Below are 17,202 nucleotides of genomic sequence, written 5' to 3' on the forward strand. Positions count from 1 at the left end.
TGCATGAAGTTCGTCATCGCCACCTATGGCACCGAAGGCGACACGCGTCCGCTCGCGGCGCTGGGCCGCGCGCTGCTGGACGCCGGCCACGACACCCGGTTGCTTGCCGACGCGGCGACGCTCGGGGCCGCTGCCGCGCTCGGCGTGCCGTCGGCACCGTTGTCCGGCGACATCCGCCGCGCGATCGCGCCGGACGGCGCGCTGGCCGATGCGGTGCGCGGGCGTGGTGGCTTCACCGACACGTCGAAGGCGCTCGCGGCGATCGCGAATGCGAACACGGCGGCGTGGATGCGCGAAGTCGCGGATGCGTCGGCCGGTTGCGACGCGATCCTCGTGTCGGGGCTTGCGTCGTTCGTCGGGCTGTCGGTCGCCGAGTATCGCGGTGTACCTGCGATCGGCACCGGCATGATTCCGATCACGCCGACCGCCGGATTCGCGTCGCCGTTCCTGCCGCCGGGAAAATTGCCGCGCTGGCTGAATCGCGCGAGCCACCGGTTCGTGAATGCGCTGTTGTGGCAGGCATTCAGGAAGTCGACGAACGTGGCGCGCGGCAGCGTGTACGGGTTGCCGCCGCGCAAGCATGTGTGGACCGAGCATCCAATGCTTTATGGTGTGTCGCCGGCGCTGCTGTCCGGCCCGGTCGACTGGCCGGAGAATGTGCAGGCATGCGGCCAGTGGCGGATCGATGCGCGTGCATGGGCGCCGCCGCCCGAGCTGTCGGCGTTTCTCGAAGCGGGCGATCCGCCCGTGTACATCGGATTCGGCAGCATGGCCGGCTTCGACCGGGCAGCCATGGTCGACGCGCTGACCGATGCGCTCGCCGGCCGGCGCGCACTGTTCTATCCGGGCTGGAGCGGTATCGACGCGTCGATGCTGCCGGCACGGGTTCGCGTGATCGGTGACACGCCGCACGACTGGCTGTTCCCGCGCGTATCGATGGCGATTCATCACGGCGGGTCGGGCACCACGCATTCGGCTGCGCGGGCCGGCATTCCGTCGGTCGTCGCGCCGTTCGCGGGCGATCAGTTCTTCTGGGCGAACCGGTTGCAGCGACTGGGTGTCGCCGATGCACCCGTGGCGGGGCGGCGTATGGAGGCTGCAGTGTTGGCGCGTGCCATCGCGTTTGCTGATCGCAGCGAGACGAAGGCGCGTGCGGCGGAACTCGGCACGCGCATCGCGCAGGAGGACGGTTTGACGCTGGCCGTCAGCGCGATCGAGCGATGGGGGCGCGCCGCCGCGCGGTGAACCCGCGCATCGGCATCAGAAATGCCCGGTGAACCGGTAACGGCTGCCCGGGTGCCACAGATTGGCGACCGACGCGACCATCCCCTGCGACCACGTGCGCCGATGCAGCAGCAGGCACGGCTCGCGGTCGTCCATCGTCAGGTGGCGGCGCGTTTCGGCGTCGGGCATCGCGGCCTCGATCCGGTATTCGACGCGCTGCAGCGGCGCGACGCGCGTCAGGTACTGGTTCGGCGTCGTCGTCGTGAAGTCCTGCAACGCATATTCGGGCGCGCAGGCCGGATTGACCCAGCGTTCCTCGAGTTGCACCGGCGTGTCGTTCTCGAAATGCAGCACGCGCGAATGGAAGATCGGGCTGCCGGTGTCGAGCCGCAGTTCGTCGGCGAGCTTCGCATCGGCGACGGCCGCGCCGACCTGCAGCACCTGCGCGCGGTAGCCGTGGCCGCGCGCGGCGACTTCGTCCGAGATGCTGCGGATCGCGACGAGCGTCGATTCGTACTTCGGCGATGCGACATACGTGCCCGAGCCGCGCGTGCGCGTGAGCACCTGTTCGGCCGTCAGTTCGCGCAGCGCGCGGTTGACGGTCATCCGCGCGACGTTGAATTCGCGCGCGAGTTCGTTCTCCGACGGCACCTGGTCGCCTTCCGCCCACTCGCCGGCATGAATGCGGGCGAGGATGAAGTCCTTGATTTCCTGATAGATCGGTGTGGTCATGGGATCGCGATTCCAGAGTCGGCGGCGGCCCGCTGCCGAATGCCGATCCGGCGCGCGCCCGGCGCCGAGTGTACCGGTTTCGCGGGCGAGCGGGCCCGGATTCCCCGAATGATCCCTGTTCGGCCGGCGCGCGTCCATGCGGGATTGCACAGAGCGGCCGGCCTGCGACGGCCGGCGCGCGGTCAGAACCTATGCCGGATGCCGACCGTCGCGACCACCTGCGTATTCGTCGACGAAGCCGCGAGCCCCGTCACGTTCGCGAACCCGAGCGTCGCGCCGGACGGCACGCCGAACTGGTGCTGGTACACGGTTTCCGCATACACGTCGGTGCGTTTGCTCAGTGCGTAGCCGGCCATCAGCGTCACCTGATGCCATTTCGGCCGGTGGCTGCCGGCTGCGTCGTCGTAGCGGCCGTCGGTGAACGTGTAGGCGCCCGCGAGCGAGACGGCCGGCGTCAGCGCATAGCGCGCGTTGACCTCGTAGTTGTCGAAGCGCAGCGCATTCAGCGCGCCGGGCAGCGACGAGGCGGCCGTTTCGTCGAACATCGAATGCGTCCACAGCGCGCCGACCGTCAGCCGGTCGAATGCGTAGCTGCCGCCGGCGCCCATCACGCGCTGGCGCACGGACGGGAAGTTCGGCGCGTCGTTGGTCGACAGCGCACCGCCGGCCGTCAGCCCGCCGCGGTTGAGCTGCAGGTACGCGGCGCCGAGGCTGACCGGCCCGTTCGCATACGACACGCCCGCGCTGTACGCGCGGTTGTTCGCGAAGCCGCCGGCCGCGTTGCTGAACCCGTACAGGCCGCCGAACTGCCAGCCGGCGAGCGTCGGGCTCGTGTATTTCACCGCGTTGTCGATGTAGAACGAATCGTCGATGTTGTCGTTGTCGAACGGATGCGACGCGAGGTTGTTGCCGTCGCCGTTGTTCGCCATCGCGAGCGGGCCGAGATAGTCGACCACCGCGTCGTACTGGCGGCCGAGCGTCAGCGCGCCGTAGCGGTCGCTCTGCAGGCCGACGTACGCACGGCGGCCGAACATCGTGTTCTTGTAGGACTGCGTGCCGTTGTTCAGGTTGAAGCCGTTCTCGAGGCGGAACAGCGCGTGCAGGCCGCCGCCGAGATCCTCGTTGCCGCTCAGGCCGAAGACCGTATTCGACAGCAGGCCGCTGCCTTGCTGCCACGCGCTTTTACCCGACTGGTTGTTCGTATAGGCGATACCGGCATCCAGCATCCCGTAGAGCGTGACGCTGCTTTGCGCGTGCGCGGCGGCGCCGAAGAAGGCGAGGGAGAGGGTACCGACGACTGCTTTTTTCATTGCGAGTGCTTCCTGGAAAGGCCCGTTGCGACGGGAACGACGATTCGCCGCGCGTGTCCTTGCGTGCACGCGCGTTCGAATCGATGAAAGGGGGCGCGTGTCACGCGTGTCACGTGTCACGCGCGGCGGCGGTGAACGCCGGCTAGTGCTGCAGCAGGCGGATCGTGCCGAATTCGGCGGCCGGCAGCAGGCGGAGGATCGACAGGATCGCGGGCGATGCTTGCGACCGCGCGACTTCGAGCTCGATGCATGCGCGCCCGGTACGGTTGTCGATCGCGGCCGTGTAGAAATTGAGCGCGGCGCCGACGGCCTGATGCAGCCGGCGGCGCACGGCCGCGAGGTTGTCCGATTCGACACGGATCGACAGCAGCACGAGTTCGTCTGCAGGGAGCCTGCGCCGCGAGCGGACGGGCGGCAGATCGCGTGAAGCAGCGGATTCGGTTCTGGTCGGTTTCATGCTTTCATCCCCCGGCACGCATCGAGCTCCGCACCGCGGAAAGCTCGTCTTGGACATGGCGCCCAGTTTAAGAATCGCGGTGGCGATACGGTGTATAGACTCGCACCGGCCCTGAAAAGAATGCATAAAAACGCGCGCCGGCCGGTTGCCGTCTTTACAGCTTTTTTATTCCCTGCAAGGAAATTGAACACCGCTTTGATACGCGGATTTCTACACTGTCGCATCCCATTCGCCAGATGAGCATGGGGGCGTCATCCGAGCCTGCGCCGATACGGCAGGGCCCGCTGCGCCGACGGTCGCGCGGCGTTGCCGCGCATACGAAAAAAGGGGAAAGCCATGTTGTGGATCACCGGCGCGTTGTCGCTCGCGCTCTTTATCTATCTGTTTCATGCATTGATCAAGCCCGAGCGGTATTGATCGGCGCGATTCAACAGGAATTCGAAAATATCGGTGAATGTCATGAGCGATCTGCTTTTCATTTTTTTCACGCTCGCGTTCTTTGCATTGACGGCCGGTTTCATCACCGGCCTCGACCGGATCTGAGCGAGCGTCGACATGTTCAACAATCTCATTCAATTCGCGATCGTTCTCGCGATCATGCTGGCGCTGGTGCCCGTCGTCGGGAAATGGCTCGCGCACGCCTTCACGAGCCCGCGCCACGCGTGGGTCGAACGCCGTACCTATGCGCTGCTTGGCGTGAACCCCGACGAAGCGATGTCGTGGCAGCGCTACGGGATGGTGCTGCTGCTCAGTAACGCCGGGATGATGCTGATCGGCTACCTGCTGCTGCGCATCCAGGACGTGCTGCCGTTCGATGCGCTGCAGCGCGCGTCGCAAAGCCCCGACCTCGCGTTCAACACGGCCGCGTCGTTCATCACGAACACGAACTGGCAGGCGTATGCGGGCGAGAGCAGCCTGTCGAACGTCTCGCAGATGGCCGTCATCACGTTCCTGATGGTGGTCAGCGCGGCGACCGGCGTCGCGGCCGCGGGCGGTTTCATCCGCGGGCTGAGCCGCAAGAGCGCGGCGGACATCGGCAACTACTGGGTCGACTTCACGCGCGTGACCTATCGCGTGCTGCTGCCGCTCAGTTTCGCGATGGCGCTGGTGTACGTATGGCAGGGCATGCCGCAGACGCTCGCCGCCGACGCGTGGGCGACCACGCTCGAAGGCGCGCGCCAGCAGATCGTGATGGGGCCCGTCGCGAGCCTCGAATCGATCAAGCACATCGGCACGAACGGCGGCGGCTTCTTCAGCATGAACGCCGCTCATCCGTTCGAGAACCCGACGCCGCTCACCAACACGCTGCACATGCTGTCGATGCTGCTGATCCCGTCCGCGCTGACCTATACGCTCGGCACGATGATCAGCCGGCGCCGCCAGGGCTGGGTGCTCCTCGGCGCATTCGTCGTGATGTTCGTCGGCTTCCTCGCCGTGATCTATTCGGCCGAGCAGCACGGCAATCCGCTGCTCACCGGGCTCGGCGTCGATCAGCAGATGAGCGCCGCGCAGCCGGGCGGCAACATGGAAGGCAAGGAAATGCGCTTCGGCATCGCGCAGACGAGCCTGTTCGCAACCGTCACGACGGCGGCGACCACCGGTTCGGTCGACGCGATGCACGACTCGCTGACGCCGCTCGGCGGCCTCGTGCCGATCGCGCAGATGATGCTGAACAACGTGTTCGGCGGCGACGGCGTCGGGCTGATCAACCTGTTCACGTTCGCGATCCTCACGGTGTTCCTCGTCGGGATGATGATCGGCCGCACGCCGGAATTCCTCGGCAAGAAGATCGAGGCGCGCGAGATGAAGTTCGTGATGCTCGCGGTGCTCGCGCACCCGTTCAGCATCCTCGGCTTCACCGCGCTGGCCGCGATGCTGCACTCGACGATGGATAGCCTCGCGAACCTCGGCCCGCACGGCTTTAGCGAAGTGCTGTACGCGTACACGTCGGGCACGGCCAACAACGGCTCCGCGTTCGCAGGGCTGAACGCGAACACGCCGTTCTTCAACACGACGATCGGCTTCGCGATGCTGATCGGCCGCTACCTGACGCTGCTGCCGATGCTCGCGGTCGCGGGCAGCCTCGCCGCGAAGAAGGGCGTACCGGAAAGCGCGGGCACGCTGTCGACGTCGACGGGCCTGTTCGCCGGCCTGCTGGTGTTCGTGATCCTGGTGGTCGGCGGTCTCACGTTCCTGCCCGCGCTCGCGCTCGGCCCGGTCGTCGAGCACCTGCTGATGTCGGGCGGCCAACTGTTCTGAGGGAAACATCATGATTCAAGGCAATCGCCAGGCAGCGGCCGCCGCCGCGCCGGCACCCGGTTCTTCGTTCGGCGCGGCGACGCGCGGCCTCGTGCGGCCCGTGATCGCATCGTCGGTGCTGTTCATGCTCGTGACGGGCCTCGCGTATCCGCTGCTCACCACGGGCGTCGCGAACGTGCTGTTTCCGGCGCAGGCGCGCGGCAGCCTCGTGCAGCAGAACGGCACGACGATCGGCTCGGCAGTCATCGGGCAGCAATTCACGCGAGCCGGCTACTTCCATGCGCGGCCGAGCGCGACGGTCGGCACCGATCCGGCCGATCCGTCGAAGACGGTCGACCAGCCGTACAACGCGGCCGGCAGCGGCGCCAGCAACCAGGGCGCGACCAGCAAGAAGCTGCTCGCCGACATCGCGCAGCGCGTGCGTGCGTACCGGCAGGAGAACGCGCTCGCCGACGGTACGCCGGTACCGGCGGACGCCGTCACCGCGTCCGCGTCCGGGCTCGATCCCGAGATCTCGGTCGCGAACGCACGGCTGCAGGCGGCGCGCGTTGCCCATGCGCGCGGCGTCGATGCCGCGCAGGTCGCGACGCTGGTCGACCGCATCGCCTCGCCGCGCCAGCTCGGCGTGCTCGGCGAACCGCGCGTGCGCGTGCTCGACCTGAACCTCGCGCTCGACCGCGCGTTCGGCCACGCGGCCGGCGCGAAGCAATAGCAGGAACCACGGAGTCACTCATGTCCCATATCGAAACCCCGATCAACCCGGCGGCCATGCCGGTCGGCGCCGTGCCGCCGATGCGCTGGACGGCCGTGGTGCGCGAAGCGTTCCGCAAGCTCGCGCCGCAGGTGCAGTTGAAGAACCCGGTGATGTTCGTCGTCTATCTCGGCAGCATCGTCACGACCGTGCTGTGGCTGCAGGCGCTGACTGGCACCGCCGACGCGCCGGCCGGCTTCATCTTCGCGGTCGCGTGCTGGCTGTGGTTCACCGTGCTGTTCGCGAACGCGGCCGAGGCGCTGGCCGAAGGGCGCGGCAAGGCGCAGGCCGATGCGCTGCGCGCGGCGCGCAAGCGCGTGTACGCGAAGGTGCTCGACGAGCCGAAGCAATTCGGCAGCACGAGCCATCGCGTGCCGAGCGATGAGCTCGCGGCCGGCAGCATCGTGCTCGTCGAGGCGGGCGACACGATTCCGGCCGACGGCGAAGTGATCGACGGCGTTGCCTCGGTCGACGAGTCGGCGATTACCGGCGAATCCGCGCCGGTGATCCGCGAGTCGGGCGGAGATTTCTCGTCGGTGACGGGCGGCACGCGCGTGCTGTCCGACTGGATCATCGTGAAGATCACCGCGCAACCGGGCGAAGCGTTCCTCGACCGGATGATCGCGATGGTCGAAGGCGCGAAGCGCGGCAAGACGCCGAACGAAGTGGCGCTGACGATCCTGCTCGTCGCGCTGACGATCATCTTCCTGCTCGTGTGCGTGACGCTGCTGCCGTTCTCGCAGTTCAGCGTGCTGCTGAACGCATCGGGCTCGGCCGTGAGCCTGACCGTGCTGATCGCGCTGCTCGTGTGCCTGATCCCGACGACGATTGGCGCGCTGCTGTCGGCGATCGGCATCGCGGGGATGAGCCGCATGATGCGCGCGAACGTGCTCGCGACGTCGGGCCGTGCGATCGAGGCGGCCGGCGACGTCGACGTGCTGCTGCTCGACAAGACCGGTACGATCACGCTCGGCAACCGCGAGGCCGTGCAGTTCCGGCCGGCGCCGGGCGTGGACGAACGTGCGCTGGTCGAAGCCGCGCAGCTGTCGTCGCTCGCCGACGAGACGCCCGAGGGGCGCTCGATCGTCGCGCTCGCGAAGCAGCGCTTCTCGCTGGACGTGTCGGCGGCCGACGGCAGCATCGCGGTGCCGTTCAGCGCACGCACGCGGATGAGCGGCCTCGATATCGGCGAACGCCAGGTGCGCAAGGGCGCGGCGTCCGCGATCCGCGCGCATGTCGATGCGCTCGGCGGCGTGTTTCCGCAAACGGTCGAGACGGCCGTCAACGACATCGCACGGCGCGGCGGCACGCCGCTCGTCGTCGCCGACGGCTCCACGGTGCTCGGCGCGATCGAGCTGAAGGACATCGTCAAGCACGGGATCGGCGCGCGCTTCGCCGAGCTGCGCAAGGTCGGCGTGAAGACGGTGATGATCACCGGCGACAACCGCCTGACCGCGGCCGCGATCGCGGCGGAAGCCGGCGTCGACGACTACCTGGCCGAAGCGACGCCCGAAGACAAGCTGCGGCTGATCCGCGAGCACCAGGCGAAGGGCCATCTCGTCGCGATGACGGGCGACGGCACCAACGACGCGCCGGCGCTCGCGCAGGCCGATGTGGCCGTCGCGATGCACAGCGGCACGCAGGCGGCGAAGGAGGCGGCCAACATGGTCGACCTCGACAGCAACCCGACGAAGCTGATGCAGGTGGTCGAGGTCGGCAAGCAGATGATCATGACGCGGGGCGCGCTGACCACGTTCAGCGTCGCGAACGATCTCGCGAAGTATTTCGCGATCATCCCGGCCGCGTTCGTCGCGACGTATCCGGCGCTCGGCGCGTTGAACGTGATGGGCCTGCACAGCCCGACGTCGGCGATTCTGTCGGCGGTGATCTTCAACGCGCTGATCATCGTCGCGCTGATTCCGCTGGCGCTGAAAGGCGTGAAGTACCGCGCGGAGCCGGCCGAAAAGCTGCTGGGGCGCAACCTGCTGATCTACGGGGTGGGCGGGATCGTCGCACCGTTCATCGGCATCAAGCTGATCGACATGCTGCTGACGCCGTTTATCTGACCGAACGCGCCGTCGCGGCCCCGCTCACGCCTTCGCGGCGTGCGCGGGGCCGTTCGGCGTTTCAATTGCCGGAAGCGATCATGGATGTGAATGTGGACGTGAACGAAGCGAATCGACGGGCGAGGGCGCCGCTGGAAACCGGTGCGGGCCGCGATCGCTGGCGCAGCGTGCTGCGCGCATGCGCGGCGATGGCCGACCGCATCGCGGGCGCCGGGCCCGACACGCAGCCCGCGCTGGCGGTGCGCGAGGCGCATCCGCGCACGCATGTCTGGGTGTCGCAGTACGTGGTGCCGCTGCTGCTGGCCACGCTCGTCTGCGCGCTCGCGACGCTCGCGGCAAGCGCGCTGCTGCGCGTGTTCGACCTGTCGAACGTCGTGATGCTGTTCCTGATGACCGTCGTGCTGATCGCGCTGCGGCTCGGCCGGCTGGCCGGTGCATGGGCCGCGTTCGTCTGCGTCGGCTGCTTCGACTTCTTCTTCGTCGAGCCGCGGCTGTCGTTCGCGGTGTCCGATACGCAGTACGTGTTCACGTTCGCGCTGATGCTGGCCGTCGCGCTCGCGATCGGCCAGCTCGCGGCCCGCCTGCGCGCGGAGGCACGCGCCGCGCGGGCGAACGAGAAACGCTCGGCCGCACTCGCGCGCGTCGCGCACGATCTGTCGGCCGCGATCGAGACCGAGCAGATCGCATCGATCTGCACCGGCACGATCGCGCCGCTGCTCGGCGTCCGCGTCGCGCTCGTACTGCCCGATGCGGACGATCGCCTGATGCCCGCGCAGCACGCACGGTTCGTCGAAGTGCCGACTGCACGCTGGGTCTTCGAGAACGCACGCGCTGCCGGTTGCGGGATGCCGCCGTTCGAACGCGCGGCCGCGCAATACCTGCCGTTGAAGGCGCCGATGCGCGTCCGCGGCGTGCTCGTGCTGTTCGGCGATGCGCAGCCGGTGCCGACCGACCCCGACGATCGCCGCCTGATCGATGCATTGTGCTCGTCGATCGCGATGGCGCTGGAACGCGTGCACTACGTCGGCGTCGCGCAGCACACGCTGGTCCGGATCGAAGGCGAACGGTTGCGCAATGCGCTGCTGGCCGCCGTGTCGCACGACCTGAAGACGCCGCTCACCGCGATCCGCGGGCTCGCCGAGACGCTGGAGAAGCCGGAGCGTCTGGCGGAAGGGCAGCCGGCCGCGCTTGCGCACGGTATCCGCAACCAGGCCGAGGCGTTGCACGGGCTCGTCGTGAACCTGCTCGATCTCGCGCGCATGCAGAGCGAAGGCGTGCGGCTCAATCGCGAGTGGCACATGCTCGACGAGATCGTCGGCAGCGCGCTCGCGCATTCGGCCGGCGTGCTGGTCGGCCGCGACGTGAGCGCCGACTTGCCGGCCGACCTGCCGCTGATCGACGTCGACGCGCTGCTGATCGAGCGCGTGCTGATGAACCTGCTCGACAACGCGGCGAAATACGCGGGCGCGGAGGCGGCGGTGTCGGTGCGCGCACGCGTGTTCGGCGAAACGCTGTACGTGTTCGTCGAGGACGACGGGCCCGGTTTCATCGCGCGCAACACCGAGCCGCTGTTCGAACCGTTCGAGCGCGAACGCAAGGAATCGTCGATCAGCGGCGTGGGGCTCGGGCTCGCGCTGTGCCGCAGCATCGTCAACGCGCACGGCGGCTCGATCCGCGCGGTGCCGCTCGATCCGCACGGCGCGCGGTTCGAGCTTCGTCTGCCGCTGGGCGCGCCGCCCGACATCGAACACGAGAGCCGGACATGATCAGATCGCGCGTACTTATCGTCGAAGACGAATCGGACATTCGCCGCTTCGTGCGGATGGCGCTGGAACAGGAAGGGCTCGACACCTGCGAGGCGTCGACGGCCCGCGAGGCGCGGATGTATGCGTCGAGCAGCAAGCCCGATCTCGTGATCGTCGATCTCGGGCTGCCGGACGACGACGGCAAGACCTTCATCCGTGAATTGCGCGAGTGGTCGACGGTGCCCGTGATCGTGCTGTCGGCGCGCCAGCAGGAGGTGGAGAAGGTCGCGGCGCTCGACGCGGGCGCTGACGATTACCTGCCCAAGCCGTTCGGCGTGCCCGAACTGCTCGCACGGGCGCGCGCGCAGCTGCGGCGCGCGGCGTTCGTGTCGGCCGACGGGCAATCGTCGTCGATCGTGCGGTTCGGCGACGTGACGGTCGATCTCGGCAAGCACGAAGTCGCTCGGAGCGGCGAGCCCGTCCACCTGACGCGCCTCGAATTCCGGCTGCTCGCGGCGCTGATCCGCGCGCGCGGCGGCGTGGTCGCGGCGCGGCAGCTGCTGGCCGAGGTCTGGGGCATTCACGACGCGGATCGCGCGCACTACGTGCGCGTGTACATGACGAACCTGCGGCAGAAGCTCGAACCGGTACCCGCGCGGCCGCGGCACCTGCTGACGGAGCTGCAGTTCGGGTACCGGCTGGTCGGTCTGGAAACGGTCGGGATGGCGGACGGGCCGCGCGGTGCGGCGTAGCCACGTCTAGACAAGTGAAAGCCGGCTCGTGGCGGTGCGAGTACGTATGGAGAAAGCTGTTGTTTAGCTTTTCGTAATTCGTAGTTAATTGAAATTAAAGGAAAAACGCCGTTGGTGAAACAATCCGCCGACAACTAGTGATAAACACGGATTGCTGGCGTACCTCCTGAAAAGGCAAAGTTGTATGTACAACTTCGAGTGTCGCCGGAAGGGCGATCCCCGGGTTGGAAGGGTTCACGGCGGCGCCGCCCGACGGGATCCCTGCCCAGTTCGCCTCTGACAGGAACGCCATGAAGAAACTCGCGCTCAGTATTGCCCTTGCCTGCATCGCGGTCGGTGCCCACGCCAAGGATTGGTCGACGATCCGGTTCGGCGTCGACGCCAGCTACCCGCCGTTCGAATCGAAGGACGCAAGCGGCAAGGTCGTCGGCTTCGACGTCGATCTCGGCAACGAGATCTGCGCGCGCCTGAAGGCGAAATGCGTGTGGATCGAGAACGACTTCGACGGGATGATCCCGGCGCTGAAGGCGAAGAAGTTCGACGGCGTGCTGTCGTCGATGTCGATGACACCGGCGCGCGCCGAGCAGATCGCGTTCTCCGACAAGCTGTTCAATACGCCGACGCGCCTCGTCACGAAGAAGGGCGCGAACCTGCAGCCGACGGCCGATTCGCTGAAGGGCAAGTCGGTCGGCGTCGAGCAGGGCACGATCCAGGAAACCTACGCGAAGGCCTACTGGGCGCCGAAGGGCGTGCAGGTCGTGCCTTACCAGAACCAGGACGGCGTGTACCAGGACCTGATGTCGGGCCGCCTCGATGCGGCGCTGCAGGACGCGGTGCAGGCCGACATCGGCTTCCTGAAGACGCCGCGCGGCGCGAACTTCGAATTCGCCGGCAAGGACATCGACGATCCGAAGACGCTCGGCAACGGCGCCGGCATCGGCCTGCGCAAGGACGACGCCGACCTGAAGGCGAAGATCGACCATGCGATCGCCGACATCATCAAGGACGGCACGTACAAGAAGCTCGAGAAGAAGTACTTCGCGTTCGACGTCTACGGCGGCTGATCAAGCATGCGGCGCGCTCCGGCTGTGGCGCGCGCCGCGCCTGTCGTGGGTGCAACCCGCATCGCGTGACGTGTCCGACTTGATGAGCAGGGTGCATCAGGTTGTGCGCAGATATCGTTTGATGCGCGGCTAATGGCTATTGACAATCCAGCCACCTCGTTCTGGATCCCTCATATGATCTTCCAAGGATTTGGCCCGCTGCTGTGGGCCGGCACGGTCGAGACCGTGAAGCTCGCGGTGCTGTCGCTCGCCGCGTCGCTCGTGCTGGGCCTCATCGGCGCGAGCGCGAAACTGTCGACGAACCGCATGCTCAAGTCGATCGGCACCTTCTACACGACGCTGATCCGCGCGGTGCCGGACCTCGTGCTGATGCTGCTGCTGTTCTACGGGATCCAGATCCTGCTGAACAATTTCACCGACATGCTCGGCTGGGACCAGATCGACATCGATCCGTTCGTGGCGGGCGTCATCACGCTCGGCTTCATCTACGGTGCGTACTTCACCGAGACGTTCCGCGGCGCGTTCCTCGCGGTGCCGCGCGGCCAGCTCGAAGCCGGCTTCGCGTACGGGATGAGCGGCTGGCGCGTGTTCCGCCGCATCCTGTTCCCGCAAATGATGCGCTTCGCGCTGCCCGGCATCGGCAACAACTGGCAGGTGCTCGTGAAGGCCACCGCGCTCGTGTCGATCATCGGCCTCGCCGACGTCGTGAAGGCGTCGCAGGACGCGGGCAAGAGCACGCTCGATTTCTTCTTCTTCACGCTGGCTGCGGGCGCGATCTACCTCGCGATCACGACGGTGTCCAACGTCGTGCTGCATCACCTCGAGAAGCGTTATTCCGTCGGTGTCCGGAGGCTCGCACTGTGATCGAACTCGTCAGCCAGTACTGGCAAAGCTATCTCTATACCGACGGCTACCGCTTCAGCGGCCTCGCGATCACGCTGTGGCTGCTGGTCGTGTCGATCGCGCTCGGTTTCGCGCTCGCCGTGCCGCTCGCGATTGCGCGCGCGTCGTCGAACCGCTGGATCTCGGGCCCCGTCTGGCTCTATACGTACGTGTTCCGCGGCACGCCGCTCTACGTGCAACTGCTGATGTGCTACACGGGCATCTACAGCCTGCAGGTCGTGCACGATCACGTGCTGCTCGACACGTTCTTCCGCAACGCGATGAACTGCACGCTGCTCGCATTCGTGCTGAACGAGTGCGCATATGCGACGGAGATCTTCGCCGGTGCGATCAAGGCGACGTCGGCCGGCGAAATCGAAGCCGGGATGGCCTACGGGATGTCGCGCTTCAAGCTCTATACGCGCATCATCCTGCCGTCCGCGCTGCGCCGCTCGCTGCCGAGCTACAGCAACGAAGTGATCCTGATGCTGCATGCGACGACGCTCGCGTTCACCGCGACCGTGCCCGACATCCTGAAGGTCACGCGCGACGTCAATTCGGCGACGTACATGTCGTTCCAGGCCTACGGCATCGCCGCCGTGCTGTACGCCGCCGTCGTGTTCACGCTCATCTGGGCGTTCCGCAAGCTCGAGACGCGCTGGCTCGCGTACCTCTCGCCGCGCAGCCATTAACGCATCCGCAAGATTCGCAAGGAAGGACCCAGCATGTACAAGCTTACCGTTGACAACCTGCACAAGAAGTTCGGCGACAACGAGGTGTTGAAGGGCGTGTCGATGAAGGCGAAGGCCGGCGACGTGATCAGCATCATCGGCTCGAGCGGCTCCGGCAAGAGCACGTTCCTGCGCTGCATCAACTTCCTCGAGCAGCCGTGCTCGGGGCAGATCACGATCGGCAGCGAACCGATCCAGACCACGCGTGACCGCAACGGCGCGCTGCGCGTGGCCGACCAGAAGCAGCTGCAGCGGATGCGCACGAAGCTGTCGATGGTGTTCCAGCACTTCAACCTGTGGGCGCACATGACGGTGCTCGAGAACGTGATCGAGGCGCCGATGGCCGTGCTCGGGATCGGCAAGGATGAAGCGGTCGCACGCGCGCGCAAGTATCTGGAGAAGGTCGGCCTCGCGTCGCGCGTCGAAGGCATGTATCCGGCGCACCTGTCGGGCGGCCAGCAGCAGCGCGTCGCGATCGCGCGTGCGCTCGCGATGGAGCCGGAAGTGATGCTGTTCGACGAGCCGACGTCGGCACTCGATCCGGAACTGGTGGGCGAAGTGCTGAAGGTGATGCAGAAGCTGGCCGAGGAAGGCCGCACGATGGTCGTCGTCACGCACGAGATGGGCTTCGCGCGCAACGTGTCGAATCACGTGATCTTCCTGCATCAGGGGAAGATCGAGGAGGAAGGGAATCCGCAGGAGATTCTCGTGAATCCGAAGAGCGAACGGCTCGGGCAATTCCTGTCGGGGCGGTTGAAGTAACCACGCGTGCGGGTTTTGCGTCGACGCCCGGGATGCCGTTGCGGCTTCACGGGCGCTGATGCGAACAACGCCTACTGTTGCGCAAGCGCATCCGTCAAAGGCCGCTGCGCGACACGCACGAGATTGTCGCGGCCCGCACCCGGGCTCGACCATTGCAGGTGCATGCTGGCTGGCCCGCTCGCATGCACGTACTCCACGCGGATCGGCACGTTCCGCTTCTGCGCGAGGTGGATCCGGCGCTTCGCGGTCGCGAGCCCCGGCTGTTCCTTGTCGATCACCTTGCGGCCGTCGATCCACACGCGCGCGACGTTGTCGCTCGTCACGCTGAACGTGTAGTTGTCGGCTTTCGGAATATCGAGCGCGCCGGTCCAGCGGATCGCATAGTTCGTCGCATTCATCCCCTTCGACGCGTCAGGCGAATCGGTGCCGCGCTCGGTATTCAGGTCGAAATCCACCAGCGGCGTGATCGACGAGAACACCGGCGTCGTGAACGTCGTGTCGTTGTAGTACGTCGCGTTCAGCACGCGCAGCCGCGAGCTGAATGCGCTCGCGAGCGCCTGCACCTCGGCCGTGCTCCACGGGTGGCCGTCGGGGTAGAGCGTGCCCTGGAACGGCGTCGCCGGCTCGACGGTCGCCGGTGCGGACGCCGTCTGCCCCCAGTGGAAGCGCGTATTCGTGCGGCCGATCATCAGTTCCCACACGAGGAAGCCCGTCTTGCCGCCGTAGGTGGATGCGATGCCGGCCATCGTCTGGCCCGCCTGGCCGCCCGGCCAGCCGCGCTGCAGCGTTTCCGAATTCAGGCTGTCGAGCAGGCTCGGCGGCAGCGAATAGTCGGGCGTCGTCGCATTGAGCGCATACGGGTGGAAGGCATGGAAGTCGGAGAAGTAGTCGCCTTCCGGCTCCTGCACGTTCGGCGAATTGATCGGCTGCGTCGCGCCCGCGTTCAGGATCGCGATGCGCGCGTCGTTCATCATCAGCGCGCGCGTCGGCTGCAGCGCGCCGTTGCCGCTGCAGCCGGGCTCGTTCATCGGTTCCCAGTACAGGATGCGCGGATCGTTGCGGTGCGCGGACACGAAATCGGCGATGTAGTGCTGCAGATCCTGCTTGTACGTGGTCGGCGCGCCGGCCGCGACCGGTTGCAGGTACTGCTGCTCGACCGACTGCCCGGGCGATTGCACCCAGCGGCTGTTGTGCACGCCGAAGATTGGCGCAGGTTGCGGACCGTATGCGGGATCGACGTGCCAGCAGTCGTCGTAGAAGATCGGTGCAACCTTCAGCCCGTGGCGCGCGGCGATCCCGAGCAGGCTGTCGAACTTCGCGAGGAACGCGTCGCGATCGTTGACCCAGTTCAGGTAGTGCAGGTACACGGTGATCGTGTTCATCCCGTACGTCTGCGCGTAGTCGAGCTCGCGGTCGACGATCGCCGGATCGTAGTTCTGCCAGAAATCGATCGCGTTGACGGCATTCCACGGGTTGTACACCGCGCCGACCACACGCGAGAAATCGTAGGTCTTCGGTGCGACGTCCGGAAAGCGGCTGACGGTCACGTTGCTGAACGCGACGCTCGCACCGAAGCGGCGCAGCCCGAATGCGCCCGCGCGCAGCGCGGTCGTCAGGCCGCTCGTTGCGTCGTTGATGCTGATCACCTGCGTGCCGTCGACATACACCTCGATTGCGTTGTTGCGCGTGACGACTTTCAGGTGATGCGTGCTGCCCGGCACGACCGCGGGCGCCGGATAGTCGATGAAATCGGTCCAGTTGTTCTGCTCGCGGCCGACCTGCACCACGTGGCGCACCGCATCGAGCCCGATGTAGTAGCCCGTCAGCGCGTCGGTGCCGACTGTCGGGTTCGTCACGTGCACGATGAAGCCCGCGTTCGCGGTATTGGCGCCCGGTGCCGGTGCGCCGATCGTGACGTCCGCTTCGTACGATGCGTGGCCGTACGCCGGATGCTGCGCGTTCGTGACGAGCTTCGCGCCGTCCGTGCTCGTGCCGTCGATCCGGATCGTGTTGGTGCCGCCGCTCGTCCAGGCCGGGCCGTACGTATCGAAATCGGCGAGCGTCAGCGTTTGCGTGTCGGTTGCCACGGGCGGTGCCGGCGGTGCGTAGGGCGGCACGCCGCGCGACGACACGCGCAGCGCGGGCGTCGGCCCGGGGAGGCCGAGCGTGACGAGCTGGTTCGGGAAATGCGACGGGCCGCCGTGCCCCATGTTCATGAAGTCGCTGGATGCAGCGGCGTTGGCGGCAGCGGCGCTGTCGCTCGATGCGGCATCGATGGACGCACGCGCGGCGAGTGCCGATGCGGACGGGGCGGACGAATCATCGCCGCCGCACGATGCCAGCAGCACGACGACCGCCAGCGCGGCGGGCTTGAGACGAGACGTGATAGTCATTCTGGACTCCGTATGAATGAGGAGAAGCGGACGACTGGTGACTCGATGCGGATGCAGCGGTATCCGGACAGGAT

General features: G+C 66.9%; 15 protein-coding genes. 10 read left to right on the forward strand and 5 right to left on the reverse strand.

All coding sequences use genetic code 11. The features are described 5' to 3' along the window. Window positions 1–3 precede the first annotated feature (3 nt). On the forward strand, window positions 4–1,245 hold the full coding sequence (locus tag BLA15945_RS18320) for a glycosyltransferase (RefSeq protein ID WP_174993074.1): 1,242 nt from the start codon (window positions 4–6) through the stop codon (window positions 1,243–1,245). A gap of 15 nt (window positions 1,246–1,260) precedes the next feature. Here BLA15945_RS18320 and hutC read toward each other — a convergent pair whose 3' ends face one another. The 4 genes from hutC to BLA15945_RS38105 form a co-directional block, all read right to left on the reverse strand. Further along, entirely contained in the window at window positions 1,261–1,956 is a 696-nt protein-coding gene (gene hutC / locus BLA15945_RS18325; RefSeq protein ID WP_174993075.1) for a histidine utilization repressor, read from the reverse strand. A gap of 182 nt (window positions 1,957–2,138) precedes the next feature. Next, complete coding sequence (locus BLA15945_RS18330) at window positions 2,139–3,266, reverse strand: porin (RefSeq protein WP_174993076.1); 1,128 nt, start codon at window positions 3,264–3,266, stop codon at window positions 2,139–2,141. A gap of 142 nt (window positions 3,267–3,408) precedes the next feature. Then, a complete protein-coding gene (locus BLA15945_RS18335; RefSeq protein ID WP_081051941.1) occupies window positions 3,409–3,723 on the reverse strand; it encodes a hypothetical protein in 315 nt (104 codons plus the stop codon). A 210-nt stretch (window positions 3,724–3,933) separates the two neighbouring features. Beyond that, window positions 3,934–4,299, reverse strand: a complete 366-nt coding sequence (locus BLA15945_RS38105) for a hypothetical protein (RefSeq protein WP_230950415.1) — start codon at window positions 4,297–4,299, stop codon at window positions 3,934–3,936. Between BLA15945_RS38105 and kdpA the strand changes: the two genes are divergently transcribed. From kdpA to BLA15945_RS18385, 9 genes are all read left to right on the forward strand, one after another. Further along, window positions 4,279–5,982, forward strand: a complete 1,704-nt coding sequence (gene kdpA / locus BLA15945_RS18345; protein WP_174993077.1) for a potassium-transporting ATPase subunit KdpA — start codon at window positions 4,279–4,281, stop codon at window positions 5,980–5,982. The genes BLA15945_RS38105 and kdpA overlap by 21 nt on opposite strands. 10 nt (window positions 5,983–5,992) lie before the next feature. Then, complete coding sequence (kdpC, locus tag BLA15945_RS18350; protein WP_174993078.1) at window positions 5,993–6,694, forward strand: potassium-transporting ATPase subunit KdpC; 702 nt, start codon at window positions 5,993–5,995, stop codon at window positions 6,692–6,694. A gap of 56 nt (window positions 6,695–6,750) precedes the next feature. Then, the gene (gene kdpB / locus BLA15945_RS18355) at window positions 6,751–8,799 is read left to right on the forward strand and encodes a potassium-transporting ATPase subunit KdpB (protein ID WP_174993134.1); all 2,049 of its coding nucleotides are present in this window, start codon (window positions 6,751–6,753) and stop codon (window positions 8,797–8,799) included. A gap of 80 nt (window positions 8,800–8,879) precedes the next feature. After that, window positions 8,880–10,565 (forward strand): DUF4118 domain-containing protein, encoded by a 1,686-nt coding sequence (locus BLA15945_RS18360; RefSeq protein ID WP_174993079.1) that lies wholly within the window; start codon window positions 8,880–8,882, stop codon window positions 10,563–10,565. Further along, entirely contained in the window at window positions 10,562–11,296 is a 735-nt protein-coding gene (locus tag BLA15945_RS18365) for a response regulator (protein WP_059237440.1), read from the forward strand. Before BLA15945_RS18360 ends, BLA15945_RS18365 begins: the two co-directional genes overlap by 4 nt. Before the next feature lie 290 nt (window positions 11,297–11,586). Further along, window positions 11,587–12,360: an ABC transporter substrate-binding protein gene (locus tag BLA15945_RS18370; protein ID WP_059237439.1), complete on the forward strand. Its 774-nt coding sequence runs from the start codon at window positions 11,587–11,589 to the stop codon at window positions 12,358–12,360. Window positions 12,361–12,534: 174 nt separating this feature from the next. After that, entirely contained in the window at window positions 12,535–13,224 is a 690-nt protein-coding gene (locus tag BLA15945_RS18375; protein ID WP_059237438.1) for an ABC transporter permease, read from the forward strand. After that, window positions 13,221–13,934: an ABC transporter permease gene (locus BLA15945_RS18380; RefSeq protein WP_059237437.1), complete on the forward strand. Its 714-nt coding sequence runs from the start codon at window positions 13,221–13,223 to the stop codon at window positions 13,932–13,934. The genes BLA15945_RS18375 and BLA15945_RS18380 overlap by 4 nt, the downstream gene beginning before the upstream one ends. 33 nt (window positions 13,935–13,967) lie before the next feature. Beyond that, on the forward strand, window positions 13,968–14,735 hold the full coding sequence (locus BLA15945_RS18385) for an ABC transporter ATP-binding protein (protein ID WP_174993080.1): 768 nt from the start codon (window positions 13,968–13,970) through the stop codon (window positions 14,733–14,735). A 71-nt stretch (window positions 14,736–14,806) separates the two neighbouring features. On the opposite strand, the gene BLA15945_RS18390 is transcribed toward BLA15945_RS18385, so the two are convergent. After that, on the reverse strand, window positions 14,807–17,128 hold the full coding sequence (locus BLA15945_RS18390) for a PA14 domain-containing protein (protein ID WP_174993081.1): 2,322 nt from the start codon (window positions 17,126–17,128) through the stop codon (window positions 14,807–14,809). Between the last annotated feature and the right edge of the window lie 74 nt (window positions 17,129–17,202).

Source organism: Burkholderia arboris (genome assembly GCF_902499125.1).
Lineage (GTDB): Bacteria > Pseudomonadota > Gammaproteobacteria > Burkholderiales > Burkholderiaceae > Burkholderia > Burkholderia arboris.